We start from the raw sequence: 17,936 nt of genomic DNA, 5'->3' as shown, positions 1-17,936 counted from the left end.
CCCAAGGCGCGGGCCATGCTGGACACCACTCCACAGCCAAGCGCCTCGTTCTCTCACACCACCGACCGGCCAAATTTGGCCGGTCGTACTCAGCAGCACGAACGCACAAAAAAGCCCTCCCAACCGAAAGGCTGGAGGGCTTCTTGGTTTTTTAGGCAGTAACAAAAAGATCAAGGGTTTCCGGCGCAGGGGCTGGTGTAGCCACTTGCTCCGAGATGATAGTCAGGGACATCATGCCTTCGTTCGGAAGCCGAAACAGTGTATCTGTCTCGACGCTTTGGACGATCCATTGCGATTTTTGTTTCTCAATCAGTCGGTAATCTTTCTTCCAAAGATTAATCAGCACACCTGGCCGAAGACTCTTTTTCAGTTCCTTCTTTCGTGCATCGAATTGCATCACCTTCTCGCGCCACTCCCGCGCATAATCAGTCTGCGGCGGGTCACACTTTTGGATAAATGCAATCGGGCAATCTAGTTCGCCAGGGCCATTATCTTCACCCACACCTTTATAGCCCCAGCCCTCGTCACTTCTTCCACCGGGCTGTAAACGATACAGCCCAATCGATTTGCTATCATCTGGACGAGAAAAAATATACCAGAGGTTGTTGCCAACGACTTTGTGTTCGAGCATTTTGTAGCCAGGGGAAAAGCCACGATTAACCAGCCTTTCGACAAGCTCTTTTTTGCCTTCGTTTACATTCCAGCTAAAACTCCATCCCATAATTTACTCCTTTGAATTGCCAAAAAATGGCGTTAAAAACCAAGGAGACAGGCTTTCTTATGCCTTGATTGTCTGGCATAAGAAAACCCGCCAAAGCGGGTCTTGTTTTATCAGGCAGTGAAATTATGCAACTTCACATTCATCGCTGAATAAAATTGCTTGCGAGGTAAACAATTCGCTTGCAGCTTGCTTGTCATCCTCAACTATCTCAGCTTCTGCCATCACTGATTTAGCAATGCCAAAAAATTTACCTGTTGCAATTTCTTTAACTGTCCAAGTTGATGAGCGCGGTTGTTTACAAATGAGTTCAAACTCCCTTTGATTAACACGAACCACAACTTTAGGAGCCAACTTTGAACGCAGTTCTTTCTTTTTGCTATTGGCAGCTAGAACTTTATCCCTCCATTCTTTTGCATAATCAGACGTAGGAGGATCGGCCTTTTCAAGCAATGACAGAGGGCAGTTGAGCTGATAAGGCCCAGAATCTTCACTCATTCCTTGGTAGCCCCAACCTGATTCATTACCACCAGATTGCAGCATATACAGTCCAATGGTCTTTGTTCCGTCAGGACGAGAAAGAAGATACCAAAGGTTGTTTGCAGCTACCTTATACTCAATCAAATTATATCCGTCTAAAAAATCATCCTTCATCAAGAGGTCAATAATTTCTTTTTTGCCAATATTTTTATTGTTATAGAAAAACCATCCCATAATTTACTCCTTGAATTTCCGAAAAATCGGTGTTAAAAAATCAAGGAAAACGAGTTTTCTTATGCCTTGATAGTGGCATAAGAAAACCCGCCAAAGCGGGTTTTGTTTTATGAGGTTACGAAATTATGCAACTTCGCTTTTCATTACTGATATAGCAGAATCTACGCCTTTTTCAAGAAGTTCATCGATATGCGATAGGATAATGTGAAGATTTTCACCAATCCCAAGCCCACCGAATTTCTTTTTGATATATGGCAGAGTCACGTCTTGATAAGAAATCCCGTTGTTTAACAGCTGAATCTGCAAATCAAGGTACTGCGCCGAATGGGCACCGAACTTTGACTCAATCTGCAAGAAGCTATCACACACCAGTTTTATCTTTTCAGGCGATTGCATCCAATCTTGACCATGACGCAGTGCTGCCCATTCATCCACCCTGCGGCGAATTCCATAGACATCTACGCGCTCATGCAGGCGGTCAATGTCGCTCATGACAGTCTGCGCTTGCTCCATTACTTCACCGACTTCAGGTGCATCCAGCAAAAACGCTGGGCTTTGAGCCTCATAGACTTCTTCACCGTAGCCATAGCTGCCATCAGAATCGCTTTGCCGCCACGAAGACGGAATTGCCACTCCTTGTTTGGCAGGTGCTGATGCGGCCAGAGACAATTGCTTGCGCTCTTGCTGCAATCGCACTTTTGCCAAGTCGATGTCCATTTCCAGCGCAACCACCCATTGATCACCCTTCTTTTGTACCCCATTTTCATCGTAGTACACACGAGGCTTTTTGGCCTTGGTGATGAAGAAAACAGGGCTGCCATCAGGCGCGAAGTTTGGCAGTCTGCCGCACTCTTGCAAGATGGATGCTAGTCGAAGGTAGATTTCCGATGCAGCGAGGGTACTCCCTGTTTCCAGAGAGAACACACCACCACCGGACATGCCAGGAATGTAGAACCGCAAGGTTCCAGCAAAACGGCAGGCACCGATGGCGAACTCAGTGCATTCTTCGGTCTTGCAGACTCCACGGATGATGAACTCACGCCGTGCGAACTGCTTGCGTTTGGCATCGGCATTGGGTACGACTGGAGGCAGATAGACACAGTTTCGGGTGCCGTCCTCAGCGTATTGACTGCGGTAGTTGGTGATGCCTGTATTTCCTCGCACAGCCAGACCCGATCCAAGAATCGTGTCAATGCCATTACGACCAACATCAGGAAAAACTACTGGAAAGCGGTACAGGCGAGGCTCTGTATCACCCTCACGTTTTTCTCCATACAACTCCAGCAGCTTGTCCGAAGCGATTTTGCCACTTTCCATATCCCAAGGATGGGCGTGAAAATAGGCAGTATTGCGTGGATAGAACGGATTGTCGATTCCAGCTTTTTGCTTGATTTCATTCGCAGCTTGCTGAAAAGACATTTTGCCTTCTTGCACTTTGCGATAAATCTCTACAGCTTTAGCATTTTCAGATGCCCGCTTCGTCATTACTTTAAAGCCAGCGCGAATTTTACCGGACACAGAAAAACCAGCAGCCACATTATTTTTTGCGACCACTTCAGCCAAAAACGATTTCATTTTTTCTCCTTGAGCAGCTACCCGCTCAACAAAGTTATCCCAGCCAGAAGTTGGCTGTGATCTTCTCTTGCCACATGCGCGGCGTTGAAGTCAGTAAGTGAGGAACGGAGATGATTCCTCTCTACAGGTGTGCCCTTTTCCCCTACACCCCTGTAGCGAATTCAACCAACCAAGGAAGAAGGGCACACCTGTAGCTACTGACCAACCGTAACGATACAGCTAAATTTTGCTTTTAGGGAATTGAAAGATTGCGAATTTCGCTAATCTTTTGTTATATTCGAGTGATAACCGAATTGGTGTAATTGCTCATGCAGAAAAATAAAATAACCTTCGATTCTCTTGCGCCCCTGGGATGCAGTAGCGCGGCGACTGCCCTGTTGGTACTGCCAAAAGAATACATCGACAAATCTAACGTTTTTCATTTTATAAACAATGCGCCAGAAGATAAAACTGTCATTTTTCGAGGAAAATTGAGTTCGTGGGCAGGAATAGATGCGAAGGGGAACGAAACAAAAAGTCCGTTTCCTAGAATGATCCGTCTGAGCATGGATTTTTCTGACGCAAAAGCGCTGCATGTGCGATGTTTTGGCGTTAAGCCCGATGAAGTCAAAGAGCTTGTTGGGCAGCAAATTTTGATTCAAGGAAGCCGCCGCATGACCGGGAAAGGCCCGATGATATTTAATGCGGCACTGTCTAGCTTCACGGGCAAAGTAGAGCCGCAGTATGTTGGCGTGCCAGGTCTTATTTCTGGTGACAAAATTGAGCAAGGAATCAAAGCTGCACTACTAGAGCCATCCGCAGTGCAGGAGGCAGCTGAGATAGTTTCGAGTGTTTTGCCGATTAGCCAATTGCTACAGCAGCGAGGCATTAGTTCGGTGCAGCTTATCAAAGACCTGCACACACCTGCCACGCTTCAATCCGCTGAAACTGCACTCGCTATAGCCCGTCAAGCCGTGGTAGCCGAGATACGCCATGCAGCCAAGACTGGCAATGCGCCAACATCCGATGAGCCAGCGCGCTACAACATCGATGCCGCGCTGATTGAGGCGGTCAAGGCGCAGAAAGAGACACTTAGCCCAGACCAGCGCCGTGCGCTCAACGAGATCAGACTCGAATTTAACGGCAAGTCTGGAGCGCGCATTCTGCTCAATGGGGACGTTGGCACGGGCAAGACTTTGGTGTTCCTGCTGGCCATTGCCGCAGTAGCCCGCACCACCCGCAAAAGGGTGGCGGTAGTGGTGCCCAGTGATCTGGTGGCCAGACAGATTCACGCTCAGGCACAAGCCCGCTTCCCAGACCTCAAGCCAGCCTTAGTCATTGCAGGGGCCGATAAGCCTACTAGGGCGGCCAAGATGCTGATTGGTACACAAGCCTTGTTTCATCTGCCTGCCATGCAAAAGCTGGAGGCACTGGTGATCGATGAGCAGCACAAGTTCTCGGTGGAGCAACGCAAAATCCTGGCCCATGCCCACACGCACATCATCGAAGCAAGCGCAACGCCAATTCCGCGATCTTTAGCGCTGGCTATCTTCGATGGGTGGAAGCAAGTGAAAATCGTGAACGGCCCTGTACCCAAGCTCATCCGATCTTGCATCGCCATACCGCGACACAGGGGCAGTGTGGGAGGACTGGTGCGCCAGCATATTGACATGGGCAAGAAGATTATTTTCCTGTACCACCGTGTTACAGGAGAGGGCGCATCAGTGATTGATGCAGGCAAGCGTTTGTCTGAGCGCTTCCCCAGCAAAGTCAGCATCTTGCATGGCAAGCTCAAGCCAGCGGAAAAGCAAAAGGCATTGACCGCATTCGCCACGGGAGAGCAGCCAATCATTGTGGCCAGCACAGCGGTAGAAGTTGGCGTGGACGTAGCCGATATTGGGCTGATGGTAGTGTCCAATGCCGATAAATTTGGCGTGGCCCAGCTGCACCAGTTGCGTGGGCGCTTGGCCCGTAATGGCGGATCAGCAGACTTTGTAATGATGGTGGATAAACAGCCTGCTGGGACTACTTTGGAACGATTGAATGCCGTGTGCAATCATTTCGATGGATTTTCGCTGGCTGAAAGAGATATGGAAATTCGTGGCTTTGGGGATATTTTAGGGGAGCTGCAAAGCGGAAAGTTTAATGGGACGTTTAAGCTGGCTAGGCTAGACGTTGCGGATTTTTTGCCTGGTGGATCACATGATACATCAAGTGCCCAATAGGAGAAGGTGGATGCCGAAGCAGCCTTTGTTAAGCTAGAAAATCAACCTTTGAAGGTTATCCAAAAAATTCTAAATTCACAGATAAATTTTCCACGAAAGCAGAAACATTCCAACCATTAAAATTCCTAGAAGCCACTCGATTGTTTTGTTGTCAGATTTAATAATTTTCAAATCAATTTTTACAGCAGAAAAATCTTCTTTTGTAGCTATTTCTCCTACCGCAGCTTCTCCCAGTGCAATTGCTAAGGCATCAGCCATAGCTTTGCACTGTTGTTCAGAAAATCCTTCTGCTTTTAGACGAGCAACATATTGCACCGAATCAAAACGCGCTATCATTAATTTCTGCTGTTTTGTTTTTTGCATAACCATATTTTATAAATAAAAAGGTGACTGCCGAAGCGGCCACCATCATTAAACTAGAGAATAACCCTTTTTTGAGTCTTTGCGGGACTCAAAAGAAGGTCTAAAATTTCATTGCAATTTTTGGCGCTGATATTCTTTTTAAGAAAATCAGTCCAATCTCTTTCTAGTGTTTCTTCAGTGTTGAAAAAACCTAAATGTTTAGCCATAGAAATCATTCCAAATTGACGATAACCAACAGAGCGGCAGTTTGCCACAGCTGCAAGAATAATTCGGTAGAATATAACTTCACTCATTTTGTCCCTTGAATTTCCACAAGTGTGGTGTTAATAAAGGATTTGTCATCGAACTTTTAACAAGCGAAGTGGCCCCTTAAAAATTCAATAGCCTATTTTCAGGTTTTTGGTTTTGCGTAGCGCTCAAAAAATCATTCAAATTTTGTAGTTTTCAGCACGCCCACCCTTTTTTGAGCGGGCATTGAGAGCTGGATAGTGCCGCAAAATTTGACCAATAAAGGCACGGCACTCAGCACGAGCACGAGCGTTGTAACCATCCTCTCCAATTTGCGCGCATTCTTCACCCCAAGGACTGGGGCCAATTTCGTAGTATTCCATCAGTATTCCTTCCTAAAAATTCCGCAAAAGGCGGTGTTGAAAAAGGAAAGGGGTTTTCAGAAAGCGAGCGGCCTTTTGAAAATTCCATCCCAAATCCGGGAAAATTTTTCCTGATTTCGGAATTTTTTTTTCTAAATTTATGGAAAATTTTTTCCTGACTTTGGAAAATTTAGCACACCCACCCCTTTCGGGGCAGGCACTGTGCTTTTTTAGTCTTCGGTCATTGCAACCAGAGACATATCTTGCGAGTCGATTTCCAGACTTGCATCAATTTCCTCTTGGCGTGCAACTGCTGCATTGAGAGCATTTTCATGCTCAAACGGCATAGAGCAGCGCTGTGTGAGGGTTTTGATTGCATCACGGCCTTTTTCGATAGCCTCCAGATTTTTTTCTACGATTTCTCGCAGTTGTTTTTCCAGAGATTTTTCGATCAAGAACGCAGCGATGTTTTCGGCACCGTAAGGCACATCAATATCGTGACTTCCACTATTCATGCGAACTTTTGTCCGCTTGTAGCCGAAATCAACAACTTCCAATGTGGCGTTGCCAATTTTGCAGATAGCAAGAGTGCGATTAGACTTTTCCTTGAGCATTGCAGAAATTACAGCATTGCGCTGCATAATCATCTTGCCAGCCTTTAGTGGGTCTTGTGCTTCGATTCCATCAACGACCACTTTCGTGGTGTCACCAATGGCATCAATATCAGCACTCAACAGACGCACCAGATTTTCACGGTACTCTAGGGTTTGCTTTTCGTGGTGCAGACTGCTTACATACTTGCGCTTATCGCTCAGATAGACACTTTTCAGTGCAGCCAAGCGTGTCACATCAGCATCGATGCCAGCCTTTTCAATCACCAGAGGGTTTCCAGAAGCCAAGGCTTTGACCTCAGCAAACGAGAGCGCCTGACTGGTAACATCTTCGACCGAACGCGCATCACCCGAGTGTTCCATCACTTGCGCGATGAACCCGGCTTTACGCTCCAAGGTCTGCCACATATAAGCATCAAAAGTTTGTTCAGTCACGTAGCGATAAATCCAAACTACTTCATTTTTGTTTCCTTGTCGGATGATCCGACCATCACGCTGCTCCACATCACGAGGCCGCCACGGGGCATCCAGGTCATGCTTTGCTACGAGTCGGTCTTGCACATTGGTACCGAAGCCCATCAATTCCGTAGAACCAATCAGCACACGCACCATTCCTTGTCGCACCTTGCGGTGTAGTTCGGCTTTGGCCTTATCAGTGGAGTAGTCTTGCGCGAACGCAATTTCCTCTGCTGGTACGCCGCGCTCCATCAGCTTCTGGCGAATGTCGCCATACACAGAGAACGCAGTGTTGCTAGGCACACTCAGGTCAGAAAACACCAGTTGCGTCAGACGCTCCTGTTGTCCATCTTTCCAGTGTTGAAACACTTTTTCCACGCAGGCATTGACTTTGCTAAAGGGGTTATCTGCTGCCATTGGATTCATACAGCGCATATCCAGCGCAGCCTTTCGGCCATCGTTGGTGACGCACAGCATATTGTCCTCAGTTGGCTTGACCTCACCCGAACGAATCAAATCAGCACGCTCCACCAGTGACTGCACAAACTCTTTTTGCTCCACAGAAGCGGGAACAGAAACGAGGGTATGCTTTCCACCGAACAGAACGGGATCGGGCAGCGCCAGGTCTTTCTTGGTACGAATTTCAGCGATTTCTCGGAACAACAGCATCAGCTCAGGCACATTCACAAACCGGGCAAACCGGGTGTGCATACGGAATCCTGAACCCTCGGGCTTGACCTCGATGGAAGTTACCTCCCGTGCAAAGTTAGCAGCCCAAGCATCGAAGCTATCAATTCCTTTTTTCTCCATAGTCAGTGGTTGCAGATAAGTTTGCATGATGAACATCTCAGCGATGGTGTTAGCAATAGGCGTAGCCGTTGCGAACATCAAGCCGAAGCCATCAAAATTGCGTCGTTGAAAAATCATGCGGCTTTTCAGGTACAAGTCCAAGGCACGCCCAGAACAGGTATTGGCTAGACCAGCGACACGAGTTTTTTTAGTGTGGAACCAGAGGTTCTTGAACAGGTCAGCTTCATCCACGCACAGCAGGTCAACGCCCAACTGCTCGAAGGTCAGCATCCCAGTGTCTTTATCGCCTTCACTCATTTTTTTGAGTTTTTCCTCAATGAGTTTTTTCTGGCGCATGGCTTCACGAACTGCGTTGTCGTCAGTCGCGCCCATGATGGCCTCTTGCACTTTATTGCCAATGTCTTTGCAGAACTCATCCAAGGCCCGCGTCCCCACCGTCAAGCGTCCAAAGGAGCTGTGTGTGATGATGATGCAGTCCCAGTCGTGCGTTGCTGCACGCATCAGCAAAGTTTTTCTCCGTTCTCCTTGTAAGTCTTCCTTGCTTGCGGCAAGAATTTTTGCTCGCGGAAAAGCCCGCAGATATTCACCAGCGAAAGCCTCAAGCATGTGATTCGGAACCACTAGCATTGGCTTGTTTGCAATACCCAGGCGTTTTGATTCATGTGCAACACAAATCTGGATCAGTGTTTTACCACCACCCACTGCCAAGGCATAGAGCGTATTGCCGCTTACCAACCCACGCCAGATAGAGTCTTTTTGCGCTGCACGCAGTTTGATTTCCGGGTTAAGTCCAGGAATAACCAAATGACTTCCGTCATAGCAGCGATTGACCTGACCGTTGTAGGTACGGTTGTAAATGTCCTCCAATTCAGCGACCCGTTTTTCACTCGTAAAAACCCATTCAGCAAAAGCATTCTGGATTTTTTCTGCCTTTTCACGGGCAGCGAGAGTTTCGTCTGCATTGAGAACCATTTTGACTTTTCCGTCAGCCAGCACTTCCTTGTCGTAAATTTCTGTTGACTTCTGATTCAATAAATCCTCAAGAAGCGAAACAAAACTTCTGCGTGTAGTTCCCCATGCAGAATTTACATTCAAGTCTTTTTTGGCTAAACCACTGACCGTCCAACTTGCAGCACTGGGTAAATGCGTAATTGAAATGCAGCTAGAATTAATACTGATAACTTCAAGGGTAAACCCTTCAATTATTTCAGCACTAATCCACGGCACACCCAAGCGAACAGCAACCGACTGCAATGGAATGCGGGTAGGCACTACTGCTTTTAATGCAGCGACATTGCGCTCAAAGCGAGAGTCTCCCACTTGAGCAGCTTTTGCCACATCCAATTTTTCGTACACATTACCGCTGAGATAGCTTTCTTTGTCTTCCCATTTAAGCGAGAGCGGATTCAGGTAAACCCGATCTTCACTAATAAGCTCCTCTAAAATATCTTCGGTTCGACGGCCTTGCACCTTTGCAACGAACTCGGGCACAAACTTAGCAAATTTGTTGTAGGACAGGGCAATAGCTTCCCCCATCGTTTCAGCACTTTCTGCCAAGACTGCTTGCGACACCGTGGATTTGTAGAAAATATCCGCTTTAACAGCGGTTTCTTTTTCCTCATCGTACATCTCCAGCGACCACAGCAAAGGAGCGTGCGTATCAGCAGAAAACAGGCGACGATTATGGGGTGTCATCAAGAAGCCGTGGCGCTTGACAAACACATCGTAGAAGCGGTTGAGTTTTTCCCGCTTCGCAGCAGCACTTTCGCACTGCATAGAATCGGCCTCTAGCACTTCTAGTACAGCATTGCGGATATGCGTCATACCTTCTAAACGTAGCAAGGTGCTTGCTGGCAAATGCCCCAAAGTTTTCACCTCAGAACACTCATCAAGCTGCATCAATTGCCCGTCATCATCAAAGAAGTAGCCGTAAGCCACCCCGGTTTTCAGGCCAGTTTTATCTTTGATAATTGCTGCACGATGGTCTGCACGAACATTCAGCGCTGGGTCAAATCGCCCCCGAAGGTTTTGCGAAATAGCCAGCTCCTCAAGCTCTTGCATCCAGTTCTCTCGTGCGACAACGCTGGTAGTGGTACCAAACCTTGCAGTTCGAGTTTCCAATGCGCCCAAGACGTTATTTTTATTGCTGGCGAAGAAGACGTTGATTTTTGCTCCAAAGTAGCCTTTTTGCATTTGTGGCGGTGGGCTTTTCAGTGGGCCAAAATTAAAATCTTTAACTTCTGGTTGATACTCCTTTTTCTGAAAAACAAGAATGTCTGCAACAACATCCGTTGAACCCAAGCGCTTAAAAGCACCAGTGGGCAGTCGGATAGCAGTTAGCAGGTTGGCCCGTTGCGCTAGATATTCGCGGAACTTGTGTTCCTCTTTATCCATCGTTCCGGTAGATGTGATTAAGCACATGATGCCACCAACACGCAAAGCATTCAGACACTTCGCAAAGAAGTAGTCATGAATAACCAAGCGCAAGTGGTCAAATTTTCGATCCGTTACGCGGTAGTTGCCAAACGGCACATTCCCGATAACCAGATCAAAACTTTCAGACTGAATTGGTGCATTTTGCAGGCCAGTGTGATAAACAATGGTTTGTTCATCAGCGTAAACTGCCTGTGCAATGGCAGCCGTCGTATCGTCAATTTCCACCATCGAGATATGCGATTCTTGGCGCAAGTCTTGAGGCATAGCCCCAATAAAATGCCCCACACCGCATGATGGCTCCAGCACCTTGCCACCCGTGAAACCCATGTGTCGAATCATCTTCCACATGGCACGAACGACAGCAGGCTCGGTGTAGTACGCAGACAGAACCGACTCCATTGCACTGCTGTATTGATCTTCACTCAAAAGCTCCCGCAGCCGTTTTTGTTCGGCAGGGAACTCTGTTTTAGGAGTAAAGACATTAGACAAACCACCCCAGCCGCTATAAGCAACCAGTGCTGCTTTTTCCTCTACAGTTTTAGGGCCAGATTGCTGCAAAATTTCAATGGCGCGAATGTTGGCTTGCACTTTTGAGCGAGAAGAACTTAGGCAAGCCAAGTGTTCATCCAGCAACTCAAACAAGGCACGCTTGCTTTTTGCTTGCTCCTCAAATGCTTGCTCAATGCGCTCCACCACTTCCTTTTTCTCGGAAATGATTTTTGGTACTACAACAGGAGTGTCGATCACCGCATAGTCGCAGCCACCAAACAAGTCCATTTGCAATGTGCTCAAGCTAACTTTCTTTTTCATAAAAACCTTCCAAAAAATGGTTAAAAAAGGTTTTTGTTTTTGCATTTATGAGAACAAAAACAAAAGCCTCTTATGAAAATCTCCTGGTTTTGAATATCGTTACAGTATTTTTAACCATACTCAATAGCTACCGTGATATGGGTAGCTATTGAGATGATTTTTAGCTCAATCCGAGAATGGTTTGAGCCAATTGCGTAGCGACTCCATAAAAGCCGCATCGACATATTGAGGTGGTGAGCCATTTAGACACAATCCACCCTCGTGTTTCAATAGGGTGCTAAGACGGTATCGAGTAACGAAAAAACCAAGCTGGTCGGAACCTACATAGCGTGAATCAAAAAATTCAACTAACGGTTCAGTATCGGTATTTATCACTTGTCCACTCAGCCCATATCGGGCATTTAGCGGAACAATGCGAATGTTCCATTCAATACCACTTGTGTTATCTAAAATCTTTTTTTCCATGACAAATCCTATAAAAAAACCCAGCGGAATGCCGGGTTGTGGTTGATGTTAAAAATTTACGTACTACGCTTTTCCAAAAGTTTGCACCGATCCCAGGCTTCACCAAGAATTTCAAGCTGCTCAATAGATAAATGATGCCCATGTTGAAACAACATTTCGGAATATTTGTTGTACGCTTTTTGATAGCGCTCAAATTCTTCTGTTTGCTTTACATTTTCTTCTGCAATTTCCGACGTTGCTTCCACTGCATAGTTATAAGTGCCTTTGACTCTCCCAGTGTTTTGGTGAATTTGGGTTTCACTTTTTTCATATTTTGGATGAACACAAAAAAAGGACGACTTTGTTTTTCGAGTGATTTTCAAAAGATGATATTGAGGAACACGGATGTCGCCATAGCGTTCTCGCAGCACAGCAACAAAATCACCAACGTTCAGATGCGATAAATCTTTCATATATTTCCCCAGTCAAAAAAGCCCAGCATGATGCAGGGCTTGGTTAAGGTTAATTAGCTTTTCAGCAAATCAGAAAGCGCTAACTTCAAGGCGGTGCGTTGATTTTCACAAACAACACCATCCAAAAGTTTTTGTACCTCAGTTTGCAGACGTTCAGCAGCAAAATTCAAGTTACCTTCACCTAAATTTTTGTTTAGATACTCCCCTAGCGAGGAATCCTCCGAACTAAAATTACAGGAAAAGTGTTTTCCTTGGAAGTGTCCAATAATCCCACGGTACTCAGTGGTTAAAGGAAGGTCAGGAACCATGTCTGATTGGATCATGTACCCGCTGATTTTGTGCCCATCGTCAAATAGAGTAGCCAGCTCGTACAGAACATCGAGACTTGCCTCCCCAAGATAATCTTCCTTTTCTAAAATTTTATGCAGTCGCTCGTCATTTACGCCAAAAGATCCTGCTAAGAATTTGATAACTTCCCAATTTGGATCATTGTCATCTTCTTCATTAGCCTCATATCCATTGGACTCTGCGAGGTCATGCAGTGCGTCTAGCACTTGCTCCCAACTGCTGTTGCCAAGTGATTCCATGATTTGGATGTGGTAGCGCCCACAATCCAAATTCAAACCCAAACTGTAACCGACGTACAGCGCTTCGATTACAGGCGTAATTTTTTCGACCAAAATATAGCCAAACGAATCACTCATATTGCTCATAAAAACTCCTAGAAATTTCCCAAAATCGGGGTTAAAGAAGGAGCAAACCGATAGGCTTTCGCATGTGACTACCACATGAGAAAACCCACCGAAGTGGGTTTTGGTTTTGTTATCGTTAGATAATCATGTCGCACAGCAACTGTTCAGTGGCCTCTTTCAAGGTTGCACCTTTACCGAACCATTGGTTATGGAGTCGATTTTCAGGATTGTGTGCGCGTGCATGGTGGTCAACATATTCAGTCATGGAGTTGAGCAGTCCCCAAGCTGTCCCCTGAACACCAGGCAAGGTTGAACCCTTACCAGCACCATTGAACAGGCTCATGACTTGAATGAAGCCCTTCGATTGAGTAATGTCCTTTTCACCAGTAGGCTTCGGCAGAAGCGAGCTAACAATGCTAATGGCATCGTTTTGTGAAATTTTCACCTTCGTTAAGTCGCGCATTTTTCCGAGGAAGTTATCAAAGGCTTGGGCACCGATAAGGCCCATTTCACCCTTGACCTGATCTGGATTGAAGACGGTGTTGTGACGCACCTTGACTTCTTTCCCACCGTCGCTCAGAGCAATTGCTTGGGTATTCCAGCAAACGACCCGGACGCTGGTAAACTTCGCGGTCGTAGCCAAAGACCCATCGCAGGAAGTGATCAACAAGACATAAGCCTTGAGACGATCACCCACAATGACATCATTCTGTATATTAGTGTTTGCCAATGCCCAGATGCGACGACCTTCTTTCAGCGTTCCGATGGTTTCAATTTTGAACCCTTCGTTTTCCACAAGGGAGCGGAAGAATTCAATCATGTCCTTCGGTTGCACAACTTTGTAGCGGTCAGAGACAACCGATAAGGCTTTACCGTTGTCACTTCGATAGAGAACGTGACTATCAGGATACTCGCACATCAAATCAGAATTTGCATTCTTGAATTGAACGGGTGCGCGATTGATACTCCAATTCATGCGTGCTGCGTCCATCCATTCTTGCAAAGATGCGTCAGGATTGACTTCCTGACCCAATCCATGCCAAGGTTTAGCACCAATGTAGGCCATTTCTGCTTCACCAGCCAAATTAAAAGACAGTTCGTGTGCCATAAAAAACTCCTTGAAAATTCCGCAGTTGCGGTGTTGAAAAAGGAGCAAGCCGATAGGCTTTCTCATGCTGTAAGTGCATGAGAAAATCTACCAAAGAGATTTTTTATTTAGAGATAAATGTCGATGTTTTCGTCATCAAACTCTTGCCACCAAGGTTCAGGATTCCACCCTTGTTTTGTCTCAAAAGTGATATACAAACCTTTGTCGTGTGATTTTTCTACAAAATAATTCAAAATTTCTCCGCTTTTTACAGCAAAAATTGCCATTTCTTGGGCCTGATGAAAAGAAAGCATAAAATTCCTCTAAAAAGAGTGTTGTGAATTTAGGCCGATAGGCTTTCTAATGCTGTACGGCATTAGAAAACCCACCAAGGTGAGTTTTCAATTTACTTATTATTTGCGGTTGAAGTCGAGGCCTTCAATGCCTGTCTCAGTTCCTACATAGTTGCGACCAACCATGCGAGCGCCAGTATTGTTGATGCGGTTATCAGCAACATAGACAGCATGGACAATGTGCTTTTTGACAGCGTTTTTTTCTTGAATAGGAACAACTTTGTTGATGCCAGTTTGAACAATGATGCTATTTTTTTGAGCAACTTGTGCGTTAGCAACAGAAGCAAAAGCGATAGCGGCAACGATAGCGATAGTCTTGAACATGATTAAACTCCTAAAAATCCCGCATTCGCGGTGTTGAAAAAGGAGTAGGCCGATAGGCTTTCTAATGTGCAGGGACATTAAAAAACCCACCGAAGTGGATTTTCAATTTTCTTAGTTCAGGAACCGAGTCGAAATTAGACCCAGCACAAACATGATGCAAACCCAAGCTGGAGCAGACCATCGAAGGATGGTGTAGTAGCTAGAGGAAAATTTAGACTGAGTTTGATAGGAAGCGTAAGAACGGCGCATGGTAAAAAGCCTTAAAAATTGCCAGAGTCCCGGCATAGAAAAGGCTTTGAGCAATTCGCTCTGCAAATTTGTATTTGCACAGCAAACGTATCCGTGGCTCATTCTCAAACAACAAGCGTAAGGCGCAAGACTGTTCGCTTTGTGTCTCATTTCCGCAATTGCGGTGTGGTAGATATATTTCAACACAAAAAACACTTCATTTACACATCGAATAAATGCGCGTTTTAGGTAGCTTTCGCTGTTCAGCCCGATGAGGGCCACAAGCCGCCCCCAAAAAAAGACCGGCCAAATTTGGCCGGTCGTAGCTTGGTTGTTGGTATCAGCCGCGCCAGAAGCGCAACCGCCCATCATCAATGTGGATGAAGCCCCGCCCCTTGTAGAGTCCCACCCCACCACCTTGCAGGTACAGCGCTATCTGGGCCATAACATCGCCTGAAACACCCGGCATCCGCCCATCCCACGCCCTGCCCTGGACGTGCATACTGTTGCGAGCAGCCCCCTCCGTAGCCGCGTTGGTGGCAGGGCTTCTGTAGCCTGATGTGGTCACCAGCGGAATACTGTAGCCATGCGCCCCAAGAAAGCCCTGCATACCACATAGGATGTCTAGCAGGACAGGCGACATTTGCACGGCTTGGCCAGCCCGCACATCACGCAGCAATCGACAGGCTTGCACATACCCGTCGGGGATGATGCGCCCGTCGGCAAAGTAGATGCTCCTTACTTCCTCCTTCCCGTTGCCAGTCTGCCTTTGCAACCAAATTCCACGAGGCTGTGACCAGTAATCGGACTGCGCCCAGGCACTAGAGATGCCTGAAAAAAATGCAGGAGCAACGGCTGCTGCTGATTGAAGAAATTTACGTCGATCCATCAGTAGATTGTTAAGAATAGCAACGTCATATAGGCAGCGAAAGCTAATCAAAAAACGCAACCTTTTGTCTGAAATTTTGATTGCATCAAATTATCATAGTGCAATGAATGTAAATTCTTCGACAAAAAAATTGACCTCCCAAAATAAACAAAAATCCACAGTCCGCCTACACGCAAACGAAGCTATCAATTCATTGCTCACTGTTACAGCAGCGAATTGGCGACTGCCTTTGAAACACAAAATCACACTCAAAAATAACAAAAAAATAGAGAAATAAATGGTTTTACTAAATTCGTCACCCCACCAGAGTTTTTTATTAACTATCAATAAGCCACTTACTTTGTGGATTGGAGCCTACGAAGCAACGGTGAAAATTAGAAATAAAAAAAGTAACTATGTGATTTTTTCACAAATTACCGCCGATCTTGATTCTGAAATCTTGATAGATGCAAACAAAGAAATTTTTTGGCGAAAACAGTTTAGCGCATTGGGCTGGTTTCCTGCACGAATATACAACATCGCTTTGAATCCAAGCCGCTATGCGACCATTTCCCCTGAAAATGAGGAATCAACTATATGGAAAATCATGCCTTTTGAGTATTGCCTCTCGAATGGATTGATCTCAATCAAAAATCAACCACCTCCACGCCAGATCATTTTTGCAAAAAAAACCCCGATGTTGTCGGATGAGTGTGAACGGTTACTTGAATCTGCCGATTTGCTCACTACGGCAGTTTCACGGGAAGAACTTCAATGGATAAATCAGCAAAGATTTTTTTAGCCAAATAAAGAAAAACCGCCAAAAGGCGGTTTTTTTATTCCGTTGCGCTTAATTTTTTGGTCTAAAGGAACCGTAGTAAGCACCCGTCACCTCGGGCCGATGATGGCCCATGTTTTGGGAAACAATAGCTTGAATTGCCAGCCGCGCTTCCTTGTCCATTTGGCTGTGTTTACCACCCAATACAGGCGGCACCAAGCCATTCATCAGCGAGATGTTCTCGGCGTACTCAGCACGCAGGCCGTGCCCAACGCAGCCGCTATCACGCCCTGAAATTCCAATTTTCCGCATCAAGTATTTGTAGTGGGCAATGTTCTGCTCATAGGTTCGACCAGGCCACCCCAGATACTCCCCACCTTTAACAAGGCGCTTGGCATGTTCCAAGCACAAGCGCTGGAATGGATGCTCTATGGGAATCATGCGATCCTTGCCCGACTTAGCCATGTTGCCATTTATCAGCAAAATGCTCCCCCCATCCATAGCGTTCGGTTTTGACCGAAGTTGCTCTTTGCGCCGCAGACCGAAGGCCAAGCCTAACCGTAGCATAGCCCCAAATCTGGGATCAATTTTGTCCGCTTCGAGTATTTTCTCCAGTACGTTGACACCATTCTCTGTCCAGCTTTTCGAGCTTTCAGCCACGGTTTTAACCCGCAACTCTCCCACGTCAGCATCTGGGTACATCTGCTCCAATATGCCATGAGGAATCATGTCGGGCTTGCCAATCCACTCTGCCACGCGCCGCAAGCGGCTGACATTATTTTGTATTGTTTTGATTGCGCGGTTATTTGCACGCCAGTATTCAATCAAACTTTCTACATGACGCAATTTCAAATCATGAATATCTCGAATTTGAAAGCCTAGCAACCAAAGCCGCTGACAGCAATTCATGAGAACTTCATGAGTGAGTTTTTTGGTGCGATCCGAAGCAATAGCGCCATTGATGCGAAACCCGCCATTTTTTTCTACCAATGCACTGGCTGTTTTTTTCAGCGTAGCCAAGTTTTTGCGGGCACTGTTTTTTTCTTTCAATTTTTTTCCTTCGGTAAAAAAACTAATTTCGACCAACGGCCATCAGTTTTTATTTCCAGATTGCTAAAGCCCGCTTGCACCAACAAGTAAGAACCTTGTGCAGACCACGGCACAAGCTGGCTGCCATTGCTACGAATGGCTTCAATCATGAAACCCCGCTTGGGCACCAGCCACACTTGCCCATGTGGATCGCGCCAAGCCACGGAAATGCTTTCAGGCATCTCCTCCACGAATTCCAAGTTGTGATTGCTTGAGAAGTTAGGGAGCCACTTCGCAATCGCCCCACACCCTGCAAGGCCAGACGCAGCCAGCAGTGCAGCAGCAAGTTTCAAGATCAGTTTGCTAGGCACCA

18 protein-coding genes are annotated in these 17,936 nt (G+C 46.3%); 2 read left to right on the top strand and 16 right to left on the bottom strand.

Annotated elements, in window-relative coordinates:
• Positions 1-151: 151 nt before the first annotated feature.
• The 3 genes from PHX60_RS07325 to PHX60_RS07315 all read right to left on the bottom strand — a co-directional run bounded on the left by PHX60_RS07325 (position 152) and on the right by PHX60_RS07315 (position 3,007).
• On the bottom strand, positions 152-721 hold the full coding sequence (locus PHX60_RS07325) for a hypothetical protein (RefSeq protein ID WP_300076315.1): 570 nt from the start codon (positions 719-721) through the stop codon (positions 152-154).
• Positions 722-844: 123 nt separating this feature from the next.
• Entirely contained in the window at positions 845-1,432 is a 588-nt protein-coding gene (locus PHX60_RS07320) for a hypothetical protein (RefSeq protein ID WP_300076313.1), read from the bottom strand.
• 123 nt (positions 1,433-1,555) lie between these two features.
• On the bottom strand, positions 1,556-3,007 hold the full coding sequence (locus PHX60_RS07315) for a hypothetical protein (protein ID WP_300076311.1): 1,452 nt from the start codon (positions 3,005-3,007) through the stop codon (positions 1,556-1,558).
• A gap of 308 nt (positions 3,008-3,315) precedes the next feature.
• Between PHX60_RS07315 and PHX60_RS07310 the strand changes: the two genes are divergently transcribed.
• On the top strand, positions 3,316-5,211 hold the full coding sequence (locus tag PHX60_RS07310) for a DEAD/DEAH box helicase (protein WP_300076309.1): 1,896 nt from the start codon (positions 3,316-3,318) through the stop codon (positions 5,209-5,211).
• Between the two features lie 75 nt (positions 5,212-5,286).
• On the opposite strand, the gene PHX60_RS07305 is transcribed toward PHX60_RS07310, so the two are convergent.
• The 11 genes from PHX60_RS07305 to PHX60_RS07255 form a co-directional block, all read right to left on the bottom strand.
• Complete coding sequence (locus PHX60_RS07305; protein WP_300076307.1) at positions 5,287-5,574, bottom strand: hypothetical protein; 288 nt, start codon at positions 5,572-5,574, stop codon at positions 5,287-5,289.
• Positions 5,575-5,627: 53 nt separating this feature from the next.
• Entirely contained in the window at positions 5,628-5,867 is a 240-nt protein-coding gene (locus PHX60_RS07300) for a hypothetical protein (protein WP_300076305.1), read from the bottom strand.
• 135 nt (positions 5,868-6,002) lie between these two features.
• Positions 6,003-6,185 carry a hypothetical protein gene (locus PHX60_RS07295; RefSeq protein ID WP_300076303.1) on the bottom strand — a complete coding sequence of 61 codons (183 nt, stop codon included), beginning with the start codon at positions 6,183-6,185 and terminating at the stop codon, positions 6,003-6,005.
• A gap of 209 nt (positions 6,186-6,394) precedes the next feature.
• Positions 6,395-11,332: an N-6 DNA methylase gene (locus tag PHX60_RS07290; RefSeq protein WP_300076301.1), complete on the bottom strand. Its 4,938-nt coding sequence runs from the start codon at positions 11,330-11,332 to the stop codon at positions 6,395-6,397.
• Positions 11,333-11,452: 120 nt separating this feature from the next.
• Positions 11,453-11,752 carry a hypothetical protein gene (locus PHX60_RS07285; protein ID WP_300076299.1) on the bottom strand — a complete coding sequence of 100 codons (300 nt, stop codon included), beginning with the start codon at positions 11,750-11,752 and terminating at the stop codon, positions 11,453-11,455.
• Positions 11,753-11,808: 56 nt separating this feature from the next.
• The gene (locus PHX60_RS07280) at positions 11,809-12,204 is read right to left on the bottom strand and encodes a hypothetical protein (RefSeq protein WP_300076297.1); all 396 of its coding nucleotides are present in this window, start codon (positions 12,202-12,204) and stop codon (positions 11,809-11,811) included.
• A 53-nt stretch (positions 12,205-12,257) separates the two neighbouring features.
• Positions 12,258-12,917, bottom strand: a complete 660-nt coding sequence (locus PHX60_RS07275; RefSeq protein WP_300076295.1) for a hypothetical protein — start codon at positions 12,915-12,917, stop codon at positions 12,258-12,260.
• 115 nt (positions 12,918-13,032) lie between these two features.
• Positions 13,033-14,004: a DUF932 domain-containing protein gene (locus tag PHX60_RS07270; RefSeq protein ID WP_300076293.1), complete on the bottom strand. Its 972-nt coding sequence runs from the start codon at positions 14,002-14,004 to the stop codon at positions 13,033-13,035.
• 107 nt (positions 14,005-14,111) lie between these two features.
• Positions 14,112-14,297 carry a hypothetical protein gene (locus PHX60_RS07265; protein ID WP_300076291.1) on the bottom strand — a complete coding sequence of 62 codons (186 nt, stop codon included), beginning with the start codon at positions 14,295-14,297 and terminating at the stop codon, positions 14,112-14,114.
• Between the two features lie 99 nt (positions 14,298-14,396).
• The gene (locus tag PHX60_RS07260) at positions 14,397-14,660 is read right to left on the bottom strand and encodes a hypothetical protein (RefSeq protein ID WP_300076289.1); all 264 of its coding nucleotides are present in this window, start codon (positions 14,658-14,660) and stop codon (positions 14,397-14,399) included.
• A gap of 568 nt (positions 14,661-15,228) precedes the next feature.
• On the bottom strand, positions 15,229-15,777 hold the full coding sequence (locus tag PHX60_RS07255; RefSeq protein ID WP_300076287.1) for a DUF882 domain-containing protein: 549 nt from the start codon (positions 15,775-15,777) through the stop codon (positions 15,229-15,231).
• 277 nt (positions 15,778-16,054) lie between these two features.
• Between PHX60_RS07255 and PHX60_RS07250 the strand changes: the two genes are divergently transcribed.
• Positions 16,055-16,558: a hypothetical protein gene (locus PHX60_RS07250; RefSeq protein ID WP_300076285.1), complete on the top strand. Its 504-nt coding sequence runs from the start codon at positions 16,055-16,057 to the stop codon at positions 16,556-16,558.
• A gap of 48 nt (positions 16,559-16,606) precedes the next feature.
• Here the strand turns inward: PHX60_RS07250 and PHX60_RS07245 are convergent, their stop codons facing one another.
• On the bottom strand, positions 16,607-17,584 hold the full coding sequence (locus PHX60_RS07245; RefSeq protein ID WP_300076283.1) for a phage integrase N-terminal domain-containing protein: 978 nt from the start codon (positions 17,582-17,584) through the stop codon (positions 16,607-16,609).
• A complete protein-coding gene (locus tag PHX60_RS07240; RefSeq protein WP_300076281.1) occupies positions 17,581-17,916 on the bottom strand; it encodes a hypothetical protein in 336 nt (111 codons plus the stop codon). Before PHX60_RS07240 ends, PHX60_RS07245 begins: the two co-directional genes overlap by 4 nt.
• Positions 17,917-17,936 lie beyond the last annotated feature (20 nt).

Source organism: Giesbergeria sp., from assembly GCF_028686475.1.
Lineage (GTDB): Bacteria > Pseudomonadota > Gammaproteobacteria > Burkholderiales > Burkholderiaceae_C > Simplicispira.
The sequence above is the reverse complement of the archived record's forward strand: the minus strand, read 5'-3'. Positions and strand labels throughout refer to the sequence as shown.

What these genes read in the sequence shown, in the direction of transcription:
- PHX60_RS07325 (WP_300076315.1), bottom strand. Translation starts at nt 721, where the DNA reads ATGGGATGGAGTTTTAGCTGGAATGTAAACGAAGGCAAAAAAGAGCTT.
- PHX60_RS07320 (WP_300076313.1), bottom strand. Translation starts at nt 1,432, where the DNA reads ATGGGATGGTTTTTCTATAACAATAAAAATATTGGCAAAAAAGAAATT.
- PHX60_RS07315 (WP_300076311.1), bottom strand. Translation starts at nt 3,007, where the DNA reads ATGAAATCGTTTTTGGCTGAAGTGGTCGCAAAAAATAATGTGGCTGCT.
- PHX60_RS07310 (WP_300076309.1), top strand. Translation starts at nt 3,316, where the DNA reads ATGCAGAAAAATAAAATAACCTTCGATTCTCTTGCGCCCCTGGGATGC.
- PHX60_RS07305 (WP_300076307.1), bottom strand. Translation starts at nt 5,574, where the DNA reads ATGCAAAAAACAAAACAGCAGAAATTAATGATAGCGCGTTTTGATTCG.
- PHX60_RS07300 (WP_300076305.1), bottom strand. Translation starts at nt 5,867, where the DNA reads ATGAGTGAAGTTATATTCTACCGAATTATTCTTGCAGCTGTGGCAAAC.
- PHX60_RS07295 (WP_300076303.1), bottom strand. Translation starts at nt 6,185, where the DNA reads ATGGAATACTACGAAATTGGCCCCAGTCCTTGGGGTGAAGAATGCGCG.
- PHX60_RS07290 (WP_300076301.1), bottom strand. Translation starts at nt 11,332, where the DNA reads ATGCAAAAACAAAAACCTTTTTTAACCATTTTTTGGAAGGTTTTTATG.
- PHX60_RS07285 (WP_300076299.1), bottom strand. Translation starts at nt 11,752, where the DNA reads ATGGAAAAAAAGATTTTAGATAACACAAGTGGTATTGAATGGAACATT.
- PHX60_RS07280 (WP_300076297.1), bottom strand. Translation starts at nt 12,204, where the DNA reads ATGAAAGATTTATCGCATCTGAACGTTGGTGATTTTGTTGCTGTGCTG.
- PHX60_RS07275 (WP_300076295.1), bottom strand. Translation starts at nt 12,917, where the DNA reads ATGAGCAATATGAGTGATTCGTTTGGCTATATTTTGGTCGAAAAAATT.
- PHX60_RS07270 (WP_300076293.1), bottom strand. Translation starts at nt 14,004, where the DNA reads ATGGCACACGAACTGTCTTTTAATTTGGCTGGTGAAGCAGAAATGGCC.
- PHX60_RS07265 (WP_300076291.1), bottom strand. Translation starts at nt 14,297, where the DNA reads ATGCTTTCTTTTCATCAGGCCCAAGAAATGGCAATTTTTGCTGTAAAA.
- PHX60_RS07260 (WP_300076289.1), bottom strand. Translation starts at nt 14,660, where the DNA reads ATGTTCAAGACTATCGCTATCGTTGCCGCTATCGCTTTTGCTTCTGTT.
- PHX60_RS07255 (WP_300076287.1), bottom strand. Translation starts at nt 15,777, where the DNA reads ATGGATCGACGTAAATTTCTTCAATCAGCAGCAGCCGTTGCTCCTGCA.
- PHX60_RS07250 (WP_300076285.1), top strand. Translation starts at nt 16,055, where the DNA reads ATGGTTTTACTAAATTCGTCACCCCACCAGAGTTTTTTATTAACTATC.